Origin of the sequence: Ammoniphilus oxalaticus (assembly GCF_003609605.1) — a bacterium.
In the GTDB taxonomy this organism is placed as follows: Bacteria; Bacillota; Bacilli; order Aneurinibacillales; family RAOX-1; genus Ammoniphilus; species Ammoniphilus oxalaticus.
The window spans coordinates 579,117-591,155 of the sequence record NZ_MCHY01000008.1; the positions used below are offsets into that span (position 1 = coordinate 579,117).

The following is a 12,039-nucleotide window of genomic DNA, read 5'->3' on the forward strand; positions in this document are numbered from 1 at the left end:
GCAAGAGAGGTTGGACGATCATGGGGGGTGAAGGGATGAGCGAATTAGGTAATACATTAAAAGATGCTAGACTTAAAAAAGGTTTACAGCTCGAAGATATTCAGAACATAACTAAGATTCAAAAACGATACTTAGAAGCGATTGAGGAAGGCAACCTTGAAATTTTGCCTGGACATTTTTACGCGAGAGCTTTTGTGAAAAGTTACGCGGAAGCGGTTGGTCTTGATCCAGATGTTGTTTTAGAACAGATAAAAGATACACCGTTTGCCCAGCCTCAGATGGAGGAACCTAAGGTTCCCTTACGCAGGATGAAGCAAGAGAAAACCTTGTTTCAGCCAAGCAAATGGCTATCTCGGGTATTGCTCGGTTTATTTGCGGCGCTTATTATTTGTGTTATTGTAATTGGCGTTGGTCAGTTAAGTAAGTCCCAAAGTGATGGAGAAAGCGCTCAGCAACCACAAGGAGTAGTTGACGATGATCAAACGGAGCCGAATAATCCAGAGCAACCATCGCAGGAACCCGAGGAAACGCCTGAGCCGGAAGCGTCAAACAAACCCGTTTTGTCCTATCTTGCTCGTGAGGGGAATGCTTACAAGTATGAATTGACGGGCGTGGAACAGATCGAACTATCGATGACGGCTTCAGAAAGGTGCTGGTTTAGCTTAAGCAAGGATGGACAGAATGGAGAGAAAGTAGAGTCTGTTGAAATGGCTGCGGGCAGCGTAAAACAGTGGACAATGTCTGGAACTTCGGCGGCATGGCTACGGATTGGGGCGCCGCAAAATGTGAAGATTGAAGTGAACGGGCAGGCGCTTGATACGAGTATTATGGGAAGTTCAGCGCAAAACATTTCCATCATCTTAAAACAATAAAGCACCCTGCTTCTTTTAGCAGGGTCTTGTTTTTGACAGTGGTAAACCAATGTATTATACTGTAATAGGCCAAAAAAGTCCATTGTAGCAGTTTAGAGGAAAAGTGAGGACAAGGAAATGACTACGAAAACAGAAGCCAAGGAAAAGGTGGCCATCGTCACACTTGGATGCGAAAAAAATTTAGTCGATTCAGACATCATGTCTGATCTCATTGATAAAAAAGGATATGAATTAGTTAGCAACCCGGATGAAGCGACGGTAATCGTCGTCAATACGTGCGGATTTATTGATGCCGCAAAAGAAGAGTCGGTCAATACGATATTAGACATGGCTGATTTAAAAGACACGGGGAAAGTGAAGTCGCTGATCGTCGCGGGCTGTTTGACACAACGCTACAAAGAAGAATTGATGAATGAAATGCCTGAAATTGACGGTATTGTAGGAACAGGGGACTTTGATAAGATTACGGATATTATCGAAAAGTCTTTAATCGGAGAAAGACCTGTTTACGTCGGAAATCCTGTTTTCTCTTATGAGGATGTTTCGCGCAGAAAAGTCGAGGAAGGCACTTATACCGCTTATTTGAAGATTGCGGAAGGATGCGATAACACATGCACCTTTTGCATTATTCCCGATTTACGCGGGAAGTTTCGTTCGCGCAGTATCGAATCGGTTGTTCGTGAGGCGCAACAACTGGCGGATCAAGGAATTAAAGAGATTAGCTTGATTGCCCAGGATCTTACAAATTATGGGTTTGATCTTTATGGAGAGCGCCGTTTAGCTAACTTACTTGATGAAATTTCGAAAGTTCCGGGGATTGAATGGATTCGAATTCATTACGCTTACCCAGGTTATTTTTCTGATGAACTAATAGAAACGATTGCCTCCAACCCCAAAGTTTGCAAATACATCGATATGCCTTTACAGCATAGTGAAGATGCTATCCTAAAGAGGATGAGAAGACCAGGCAGACAGCGAGATACGCGTGAATTGATCGCAAAAATTAGAGACCGTATTGGACAAGTCGCGATTCGGACTTCAATTATTGTCGGATTCCCTGGAGAAACGGAAGAGGAATTTGAACGGTTGTGTGATTTCATTAAAGAGGTAAAATTCGATCGTCTCGGCGTCTTTACCTATTCTCAAGAAGAGGGAACGGCAGCTAATCGCCTCCCAGACCAATTGGATCAAGAGACAAAAGAGAGACGAGCAAACATACTCATGGAGATTCAAAGAGAAATCGCCGCCGAACAAAACGGTCGATTTGTTGGACAAACGTTAGACGTTCTCATTGAAAAATATGATGGAAAGAATGATATTTATATCGGAAGAACACCGTTTGACGCTAGAGAAATTGATGGCGAGGTGTTTGTGACCGGTTATGACGGACCGCTTGGCGAGAAGGTTCAAGTGAAGATTACTCATTCCTATGATTACGATTTATCGGGGGAGGTAGTCTAGGTGAATCTGCCCAACAGAATTACCTTGGCGCGCATTTTTCTTGTACCAGTAGTGATGTTATTCCTACTGGTACGCTTTGATTTTGGTGTTGTAAGTGTTGGCGAATTTAAGATTACCTACAGCGAAATCATTGCAACATTAATATTTATTATCGCGGCGAGCACAGATGGACTTGATGGGTATATAGCCCGCAAGAAAAAGATGATTACAAATTTAGGGAAATTTCTTGATCCGCTTGCAGATAAGCTGCTTATTTCGGCGGCGCTCATTTCACTAGTAGAAATGCACCGTTTAGATGCTTGGGTCGCGATTCTGATCATTAGTCGCGAATTTGCCGTAACTGGTCTGCGGTTAGTCGCAGTTGCCGAAGGACAAGTCATTGCAGCGAGTAACTTAGGGAAACTTAAAACAGTTATTCAAATTGTTGCCGTCTGTTCACTAATGATCAACAATTTCCCATTTTCTTATATTGGCATTCCTTTTTCAAGCATAGCTGTGTGGTTAGCTGTCCTTATTACACTATTTTCAGGTCTAGATTATTTCTTGAAGAATAAGCATGTGATTGACTTTGGTTGAAAAGGGATGTGGGGAATGTGGAAGCAGAGATCATTTCAGTAGGCACTGAATTGCTGCTTGGTCAGATTTGCAATACGAATGCTCAGTTTCTATCTAAGAGACTTGCCGAAATAGGGATCAACGTTTTTTATCATACCGCGGTTGGTGATAACCCAACCCGATTGCTTAACGTCGTTCGAAGCGCCGAGCAACGCTCTAATATCATTATTTTTACCGGTGGATTGGGTCCTACAAAAGATGATTTAACAAAAGAAACGCTTGCCGCCCATCTTGGTAAAACTAGAGTCGAACATAAACAAGCCATGGATCGGATACATAATTATTTTAAGCAACGCGGGATTGAAATGACGGCGAATAATCGTAAGCAATCTGAGATAATTGAAGGTAGCGTTGTCTTTCCGAATGATCATGGTATGGCTCCCGGCATGGCGATTGAAGTGAACGACATTCATTATTTATTGCTTCCTGGTCCCCCGAGAGAACTCCATCCGATGTATGATCGCTATACGATTCCTTACTTACAATCTCTTTTTCAAGAGAAATACACTGTTCATTCAAAAACGCTTCGTTTTTTTGGAATAGGCGAATCCATGCTCGAAGAAAAGTTGATCGATTTAATTGATCAACAAACGAATCCGACGATCGCATTGTTGGCAAGTGAGGCGGAAGTTTCTGTCCGTTTGACGGCAAAGGCTAAGGATTTAGACGAAGCAAACGAACGGATCGCTACGCTGGAAGCTGAATTACAAGCAAGGGTTGGGGATTCGATCTACGGGTATGACGATGATAGTTTAGCGAGCGTTGTTTCACATTTGCTAAAGCAAAAGTCATGGTCGTTAGCTGCAGCGGAAAGTTGTTCGGGCGGGGCGATTAGTCAGTCGTTCACAGAGTTGCCCGGCGCTTCCGAAGTATTTGCGGGTGGGATCGTTAGTTATTCGGCTGATGCTAAAATGAATGCGCTGGGCGTTGATGCTGATCTTATCGAGCAATATGGAACAGTTAGCGAACAGACTGCGAGAACAATGGCTATTCAGGCTCGAAAGCTATTCTCTGCGGATATTGGTGTATCTGTGACAGGTGTTGCTGGCCCAGAACCGACCGAGAATAAAGCGGTTGGCGTTGTTTTTATTGGTGTGTCTACGAAGCAGGGGGTAGAGGTCTTTGCGCCCCGATTATCAGGGAGCAGACAAAATATACAACTAAGAGCGGCAAAATATGCTTTGTTTTACGTTTATGAATGGTTAAATAGACTTTAATGGAAATGTAAGGTGGTTATGGAATGATAAAGTTTGAAGATTTTAATTTAAATAGGAATGTGCTGCTTTCAATTAACGATATGGGATTTGAAGAGCCGTCCCCTATTCAAGCGGAAGCGATTCCTTTAATTTTAGAAGGTAACGATGTGTTAGGTCAGGCTCAAACAGGTACAGGAAAGACAGCCGCGTTTGGGATTCCGATTATTGAACGAGTCACGAGTGAGCCACGCGTGCAAGCGCTCGTTCTAACGCCGACGAGGGAACTGGCGATTCAAGTTTCGGGCGAATTAAGAAAAATCGCGAAACACAAACGAACACGGACGTTGCCAATCTATGGCGGCCAATCGATCGGACACCAGATTCGAACGCTTCGTCAAGGGGTCCAAGTTGTGATTGGAACGCCAGGTCGGATTTTGGATCATTTGCGCAGACGGACATTACGCTTACAAGACGTGAGTATGGTTGTGCTGGATGAAGCGGATGAAATGTTGGATATGGGTTTTATTGAAGATATTAGAGAAATTTTATCTCATACGCCGAATACGCGACAGACGATGTTATTCTCGGCGACGATGCCTTATGAAATTAAAGAATTGACGCGTCGTTATATGCAGAATCCACAGACGGTTCAGGTCAATCGCAAAGAAGTGACCGCTCCGCTGATTGATCAAGTGTATTATAAAGTGTTGGAACGAAATAAATTAGAAAGCTTGTGCCGAATTTTAGACAGTGAAGAGATCGGCTTGGGGATTGTTTTTTGTCGCACAAAACGAGGTGTAGACGAACTGACCGACGCCTTACAGGAACGCGGCTATCTAGCAGATGGATTGCATGGAGATCTAAGTCAGGCCCAAAGAGACCGTGTAATGAAGGGGTTTCGCGACTCTACTATTGAGTTGCTTGTTGCGACGGACGTTGCCGCGAGAGGAATTGACGTTGGGAATGTGACGCATGTGATCAACTACGATATCCCGCAGGACCCGGAAAGCTACGTGCACCGAATTGGTCGCACAGGTCGGGCGGGACGCAAAGGGATCGCCTTGACACTCGTTACGCCGCGTGAAATGAAGCAGCTAATGACGATTGAAAAGGTTACGAAAACGTCACTTATGCCACGACCGATTCCGACATTGGAAGAAGTTGCTGAACGTCAACAATTGTTGTGGAAAGATCAAATTGTTTCCCTGCTTGAAGAAGATGTCGATCTCTCTTTATTTTTATCGGTTGTTGAAGAATTGAAAGAGAGATTCCCATTGGATAAAATTACAGCGGCTGCCCTGCATGTTGCTTTCTCTTCGTCCTTCCAAGGGGCGGGAGACGAAGAAGTTTATAATTTTGGAGAAACAGGGGCGAGCAAAGGGATGGTTCGCTTCTTCATGAATGTAGGGCGGAATGTTGACATTAAACCGCAAGATTTTGTGAAAGAAATTTCCGAAATGGTTGGGATTCCACCGAAAACGGTCGGGCGAATTGACATTTTTGAACGATTTACATTTTTTGAAGTAACGGAAGATGTTGCTCCATTTGTTTATGAGGCTTTGCGACAATCGCGCATTAAAGGAGCGCGTGTGAATGTTGAGCCAGCCAAACCAAGAGGGGCTAGATCATAAACTGGAAACAGGGCGCTGCGCATTGCGTAGTACCCTGTTTCTCTTATTTTTTGCCCCTTTCAGCCTGAAAGCAACAGTTGTTGTAAATCGAACGTTTGTTTGCAAAAAAGTTGTTGGCAAGACCATTAAAATTATGTATCATGAAGGAAGGTAGAGGATGTAAGACGCCTTATACTGATATGGCATGGAAGGGGAGATTTTTTTGTCTGATAGAAAAGCCGCTTTAGACATGGCATTACGTCAAATAGAGAAACAATTTGGTAAAGGATCGATTATGAAGCTGGGGGAGATGGGCGCCTCAACGACCATTTCTACTGTGCCGAGCGGATCGATCGCTTTAGATATTAGTTTAGGAATTGGCGGGTATCCGCGAGGTCGAGTCATTGAAATTTATGGACCTGAGTCATCCGGTAAGACAACGGTTGCCTTGCATGCGATTGCGTCTGTTCAAAAAACAGGCGGAACAGCCGCTTTTATTGACGCCGAACATGCGCTTGACCCTGCATACGCTCGTAACTTAGGAGTAAATATTGATGAATTATTGTTATCCCAACCAGACACGGGAGAACAAGCGTTGGAGATTGCGGAAGCGCTTGTGCGCAGCGGGGCCGTTGATATTGTCGTGATTGACTCCGTAGCCGCCCTCGTGCCGAAGGCTGAAATTGAAGGGGACATGGGTGATTCGCACGTCGGATTACAGGCTCGTTTGATGTCGCAAGCTTTAAGGAAATTAGCCGGAGCGATTAATCGGTCGAAAACGATCGCTGTATTTATTAATCAGTTGAGGGAAAAAGTTGGAGTGATGTTTGGAAGTCCGGAAACAACCCCTGGCGGACGCGCTCTTAAGTTCTATTCCAGTGTTCGTTTAGATGTGCGTCGAATCGAAACGATTAAACAAGGAAATGAAATGGTTGGTAACCGCACGCGAATTCGTGTTGTCAAAAATAAAGTAGCCCCTCCATTCAAACAGTGCGAGGTCGATATCATGTACGGTGAAGGAATCTCGCATGAAGGCAGTCTCCTCGATATTGCTTCAGAAATTGACGTCGTGACAAAGAGCGGAGCATGGTATTCCTATCATGACGATCGGCTAGGACAAGGTCGAGAGAATGCAAAACAATTTTTGCGGGATCACCCGGAGCTTGCGGAGGTCATTGAAGCGCAAGTGCGGGAGCATTACAACTTGGATGGAAGTGTGGCGGAACCGGAAAATGACGATGAAGAGCTTGATCTAGAAGAATTGGAAATGGAATTCGAGTAAATGAATAGAATGGGTAGTCTTCACCGCTAGTTCATGTTTGCTAGGAACGGCTCGGAGACTACTCTTTTTTCTATATAAAGTATTGTGGAGAAGGAGAAGGAGATGGAAGTGGAACATAAGATCATCTCGTCGATTCAAAGGCAGAAAAATCGTCCGAGATATAATATTTACATGAATGAAGAGTATGCCTTCGCAATTCACGAAGATATTCTTGTGAAGTTTTCTTTGGCGAAAGGGATGGAGCTAGATGATGGGGCAATGCTCGATTTGTTAAAGGCGGAAGAGAGACATCGAGCGGAGCAATATGCGCTGCGTTACTTAGGTTATCGAGCCCGCACCGCGTCCCAGCTGCGTGATTATCTAGCAAAGAAAGGGTTCGAATCGGAAGACTGCGAAGCGGTGATCGAATCGTTTCAAGAGAAGAATTATATTGACGATGAAGATTATGCGAGGCGCTGGGTGGAAGAGCGGAAGAGAATGAGGCCGAGAGGACGCTACTTGTTAAAGCAAGAGTTGTCGCAACGCGGGATTGCGAAAGACTTGATTGATACGGTCGTTGTTAGCCACGTCTCAGATGAGGATGAGCAAGAAATGATCGTTGAATTGATCGATAAAAAATGGCGAAACAAAACGTTTCCGAACTTGTATGAAGCAAAGAAGAAAATAATCCCTTATCTTCAGCGAAAAGGGTTTTCAATGGGACCCATTTCAGCGGCGGTTGAACGTCGAGGACCCGCATTTATTGAGCAAAATGAGGGGGAATAACAACTTTTGTATTCTTAATTGTCTTTTATCGGGCTAAATCTTGACAATAATCCCTTTCTATCAGTAAAATAAGAAGGTATATTCATCTTAACTGTTCAATCAAAAAAACGTTTAAGCAACAATTTATGAGGAAACAGTGGAAAATGATTATGATGTCCAAGGAATAATCATCATTTGACAAACAAATGCAAGGAAAGAACAAAAACCATCTAAATACGAGGACTTCACGACCTGCAGATGCAAGGAGGTGACGACAATGTTGGTAGGAATAGGAACGGTCCTACTTGTATCCGTAGCGGTCGGAGTCGCTTTTTTTGGTATCGGTTATCTCGTTCGTAAGTCTATTGCGGAAGCGAAGATTTCAAGCGCTGAAGAAGCCGCAAAGCAAATTATCGAGAAAGCCGACCGAGAAGCGGAAGCGCTGAAAAAGGAGAAAGTCTTAGAAGCGAAAGATGAAGCGCATAAGCTGAGAATGGATGCGGAAAAGGAAAATCGTGAACGGCGCAACGAAGCGCAACGGTTAGAAAAACGAGTCCTGCAAAAGGAAGAAAGCCTTGACCGCAAATTAGAAAATCACGAAAGAAAAGTAGCCGAGCTGGAACGCAAAGAGAAGCGGATCGCGGATCAGCAGAGCCAAGTGGAAGATTTATATAATAAGCAAAAGGCAGAGCTGGAGAGAATTTCCGGTTTAACGAAAGAGGATGCCAAATCAATCATTCTTGCCCAAGTGGAAAATGAAATCAGACACGAAAGCGCGATGCTAATTAAAGAGATCGAACAACGGGCTAAGGAAGACGGCGAGAAGAAGGCAAGAGAAATCATTTCAACAGCCATTCAACGATGCGCTGCGGATCATGTGGCCGAGACAACCGTATCGGTTGTCGATCTTCCCAACGATGAAATGAAAGGTCGGATTATCGGAAGGGAAGGACGAAATATTCGAGCGATTGAAACATTGACAGGAATCGATCTGATTATCGATGATACGCCAGAAGCGGTAATTTTGTCAGGTTTTGATCCGATTCGTAGGGAAATTGCGAAAGCAGCGCTCGAAAAGTTAGTTGCGGACGGACGGATTCATCCGGCTCGAATTGAAGAAATGGTCGAACGATCCCGACGCGAAGTTGATGAGCGGATTCGTGAATGTGGGGAACAGGCGACCTTTGAAACAGGTGTCCACGGACTTCATCCGGATGTGATTAAGATTCTCGGACGTTTGAAATATCGTACGAGTTACGGACAAAACGTGTTGAAACATTCGATTGAAGTCGCTCATCTTTGTGGCTTAATGGCTGCTGAAATTGGCGAAGACGTCATTCTGGCTAAACGAGCGGGATTACTTCATGATATTGGGAAAGCGATTGATCACGAAGTAGAAGGCTCACACGTTGAAATTGGCGTAGAATTGGCGAAAAAATACAATGAGCATCCTCATGTCATCAATGCGATTGCATCGCATCATGGCGATGTGGAACCCAATAATGTCATCGCGATGCTCGTCGCCGCGGCGGATGCGTTATCTGCTGCGAGACCGGGAGCGAGAAGAGAAACGTTGGAAACATATATTAAACGATTAGAAAAACTTGAAGAAATTTCCGAGTCCTTTGAAGGCGTGGAAAAATCATATGCAATCCAAGCAGGACGTGAAGTGCGTATTATGGTCAAACCAGAAGTCATTGATGATTTAGAAGCGCATCGCTTAGCTAGATCAATCACAAAGCAAATAGAGAGTGAATTGGATTACCCTGGACATATTAAAGTTACGGTTATTCGTGAAACAAGATCTGTAGAGTATGCAAAATAAATTAAAGTGGCGTAAAGCCACTTTTTTCTTTTTTAGTAAACCAGCGACAGGGTATAAACAAAAACAAGCTCGGTTAAGTATATGAATGAGGTGAAATGATGAGGATTTTGTTTGTGGGCGACGTAGTCGGCAGGCCTGGCAGAGAGACCCTGTTGTCTATGTTACCAACCCTTAGGAGAAAATATCAACCGACATTTACGATTGTCAATGGGGAGAATGCTGCTGGCGGTCGCGGCATTACCCCACAGATTGCAAAAAGTTTTTATGAGGCGGGCGTGCAGACAATTACGATGGGAAACCATACGTGGGACAATCGAGCAATATTCGATTTTATAGATGATGAGAAAAAATTAGTCAGACCTGCGAATTATCCGCCAGGCGCGCCAGGAATTGGTTATACATATATACGCTCAAATGAACTCGAGCTCGCTGTGATCAATTTGATGGGTCGCACCTTTCTGCCTGCGCTTGACTGTCCGTTTCGAACGGTGGAAGAGCTTGTGGCAACGATCCGAAAACGAACCCCCTATATTTTTGTCGACTTTCATGCGGAGGCAACATCTGAAAAGCAAGCGATCGGTTGGTTTTTAGATGGCAAAGTGTCCGCTGTTGTCGGGACGCATACCCATGTTCAAACAGGAGACGCCCGCATTTTACCGCAGGGAACAGCCTATTTGACTGATGTTGGGATGGTTGGACCTTATGACTCGATCCTAGGGATGGAAAAAGAGGCGGTGCTGAACCGATTTATTACCCAGCTTCCCGCCCGATTCGAAGTCGCTTCTGGACGAACCCAATTCAATGCTGTTGTGATCGAGGTAGATCCGACATCTGGGAAAGCGCGTCAGATTGAAACGATTCGGATTGACGACGAACATCCTCTGTCTGAATAAAACAAAGATAGACCGCGCGAATTTTTAAGGGTTGTACAATAATATCTGGAATGTTTGGGAAAATCCTTGAATATAGTAGCAATGGGATCATCATATAAAATATTCAAGGAGGTACTGGATCATGGATGTATTAAAAGTTTCAGCAAAATCCAACCCAAACTCTGTAGCAGGCGCCCTGGCAGGTGTTTTGCGGGAACGTGGAGCAGCTGAGATACAAGCGATTGGCGCAGGCGCGTTAAACCAGGCGGTCAAAGCGGTAGCTATTGCAAGAGGATTTGTAGCTCCTAGCGGTGTTGACTTGATATGCGTTCCAGCTTTCACGGACATTACAATTGATGGGGAAGAACGGACAGCAATTAAATTGATTGTAGAACCAAGATAGCGCGTAAAACATACAATAAAGAGGTTACCCAATAGGGCTTGATCCCACAGTTTTTGGTACTGCTATAAGATGCGGTATGGGATCGGCTCCTTCTTTTTGGGGCAGCCTCTTTTCACTTTTATTGATCAATCTGTGAAAGAGGGAACCACAGTGAAAATTATCGATGCCCATTGCGATACGTTGATGAAGATGACTCAGAATGAATCCTTGTCTTTTTATCGTGGGGATGAACAGCTCCAGACGCAATTTGATTACATGGAACGATCGGATGTGATCCTACAAGTATTTGCCTTGTATACACCCCCATCGATTCCAATCTCAGCTCGTTTTCAATTCACCTTAAAAATGATCGACGCGTTTTACGAACGGATCGTCAAGCCTGGAAAGATAGCGCCTATTTATTCGACAGACGATATCGATCGGTTATTTGAATCGTCAACCCGTCACCGCGGCGGGATGTTGAGTTTGGAAGGAGCGGAGGCTTTACAAGGAGAGCTTGTAAACTTGCGTATCTTACACCGATTAGGTTTACGCGCCTTAGGCTTCACCTGGAATCACCGTAATGAGGCGGCTGACGGGGTGGAAGAGCCAAATCCGAGCGGACTTTCTCAATTTGGTCGTTCTTTGTTGCGCGAAGCAAATCGATTAGGGATTTTGCTTGATGTATCCCATTTGTCTGAAAAGGGATTTTGGGATGTAATTGAGCGGTCTGAAGCTCCTATTTTAGCTTCTCATTCCAATTGTAAAAAGGTTTATGATCACCAACGAAATTTAACGGATGAGCAATTGCGAGCCATCATATCAAAACAAGGGGTGATTGGACTCACCTTTGTCCCACAGTTCATTCATCGTAGAGCAAGGGTGAAAATAAAAGATTTGCTGGCGCATGTTGATCATGTGTTAAGCATAGGCGGAGAGAATCATCTCGCGTTTGGTTCTGATTTTGATGGGATTAGCCGAACGATGTCCGATTTGGAACATACAGGGTACTATTATTTAGTGGTGAATGAATTAGTGAAGCGTTATCCAGAAGAGCAGGTCAAAAAATGGTTGCATGGCAATTGGCGGCGCCTCTTTTCGACCGTGCTGCCGTGAGCTTACAAACACGAGTCATTCAGGTTTACCAAGCGACCCTTGCAATTTGGTAATGTTAGGAATA

Annotated in this window: 11 protein-coding genes; all 11 read left to right on the forward strand. The window is 44.3% G+C overall.

The window, feature by feature from the left end; all coding sequences use genetic code 11:
* Window positions 1-35 precede the first annotated feature (35 nt).
* Entirely contained in the window at window positions 36-872 is an 837-nt protein-coding gene (locus BEP19_RS09200) for a helix-turn-helix domain-containing protein (protein WP_170145318.1), read from the forward strand.
* Window positions 873-989: 117 nt separating this feature from the next.
* Window positions 990-2,333, forward strand: a complete 1,344-nt coding sequence (gene rimO, locus BEP19_RS09205; RefSeq protein WP_120189583.1) for a 30S ribosomal protein S12 methylthiotransferase RimO — start codon at window positions 990-992, stop codon at window positions 2,331-2,333.
* The gene (pgsA, locus tag BEP19_RS09210) at window positions 2,334-2,909 is read left to right on the forward strand and encodes a CDP-diacylglycerol--glycerol-3-phosphate 3-phosphatidyltransferase (RefSeq protein WP_120189585.1); all 576 of its coding nucleotides are present in this window, start codon (window positions 2,334-2,336) and stop codon (window positions 2,907-2,909) included. It begins immediately after the preceding gene.
* 17 nt (window positions 2,910-2,926) lie between these two features.
* Window positions 2,927-4,165, forward strand: a complete 1,239-nt coding sequence (locus BEP19_RS09215; RefSeq protein WP_120189979.1) for a competence/damage-inducible protein A — start codon at window positions 2,927-2,929, stop codon at window positions 4,163-4,165.
* Between the two features lie 23 nt (window positions 4,166-4,188).
* Entirely contained in the window at window positions 4,189-5,775 is a 1,587-nt protein-coding gene (locus BEP19_RS09220) for a DEAD/DEAH box helicase (protein ID WP_120189587.1), read from the forward strand.
* A 202-nt stretch (window positions 5,776-5,977) separates the two neighbouring features.
* Window positions 5,978-7,036 carry a recombinase RecA gene (recA, locus tag BEP19_RS09225; protein ID WP_120189980.1) on the forward strand — a complete coding sequence of 353 codons (1,059 nt, stop codon included), beginning with the start codon at window positions 5,978-5,980 and terminating at the stop codon, window positions 7,034-7,036.
* A gap of 102 nt (window positions 7,037-7,138) precedes the next feature.
* Complete coding sequence (locus BEP19_RS09230; protein ID WP_120189589.1) at window positions 7,139-7,801, forward strand: regulatory protein RecX; 663 nt, start codon at window positions 7,139-7,141, stop codon at window positions 7,799-7,801.
* Window positions 7,802-8,057: 256 nt separating this feature from the next.
* Complete coding sequence (rny, locus tag BEP19_RS09235) at window positions 8,058-9,605, forward strand: ribonuclease Y (RefSeq protein ID WP_120189591.1); 1,548 nt, start codon at window positions 8,058-8,060, stop codon at window positions 9,603-9,605.
* A 98-nt stretch (window positions 9,606-9,703) separates the two neighbouring features.
* The gene (locus tag BEP19_RS09240) at window positions 9,704-10,498 is read left to right on the forward strand and encodes a TIGR00282 family metallophosphoesterase (RefSeq protein WP_120189592.1); all 795 of its coding nucleotides are present in this window, start codon (window positions 9,704-9,706) and stop codon (window positions 10,496-10,498) included.
* A gap of 121 nt (window positions 10,499-10,619) precedes the next feature.
* Window positions 10,620-10,880: a stage V sporulation protein SpoVS gene (gene spoVS, locus BEP19_RS09245; RefSeq protein ID WP_120189593.1), complete on the forward strand. Its 261-nt coding sequence runs from the start codon at window positions 10,620-10,622 to the stop codon at window positions 10,878-10,880.
* Window positions 10,881-11,030: 150 nt separating this feature from the next.
* The gene (locus BEP19_RS09250) at window positions 11,031-11,975 is read left to right on the forward strand and encodes a dipeptidase (protein ID WP_120189594.1); all 945 of its coding nucleotides are present in this window, start codon (window positions 11,031-11,033) and stop codon (window positions 11,973-11,975) included.
* Window positions 11,976-12,039: the final 64 nt, after the last annotated feature.

Bases quoted from the DNA above. Each gene is read 5' to 3' on its own strand.
- BEP19_RS09200 (WP_170145318.1), top strand. From the start codon at position 36: ATGAGCGAATTAGGTAATACATTAAAAGATGCTAGACTTAAAAAAGGT.
- rimO (WP_120189583.1), top strand. From the start codon at position 990: ATGACTACGAAAACAGAAGCCAAGGAAAAGGTGGCCATCGTCACACTT.
- BEP19_RS09220 (WP_120189587.1), top strand. From the start codon at position 4,189: ATGATAAAGTTTGAAGATTTTAATTTAAATAGGAATGTGCTGCTTTCA.
- BEP19_RS09230 (WP_120189589.1), top strand. From the start codon at position 7,139: ATGGAAGTGGAACATAAGATCATCTCGTCGATTCAAAGGCAGAAAAAT.
- rny (WP_120189591.1), top strand. From the start codon at position 8,058: ATGTTGGTAGGAATAGGAACGGTCCTACTTGTATCCGTAGCGGTCGGA.
- BEP19_RS09240 (WP_120189592.1), top strand. From the start codon at position 9,704: ATGAGGATTTTGTTTGTGGGCGACGTAGTCGGCAGGCCTGGCAGAGAG.
- spoVS (WP_120189593.1), top strand. From the start codon at position 10,620: ATGGATGTATTAAAAGTTTCAGCAAAATCCAACCCAAACTCTGTAGCA.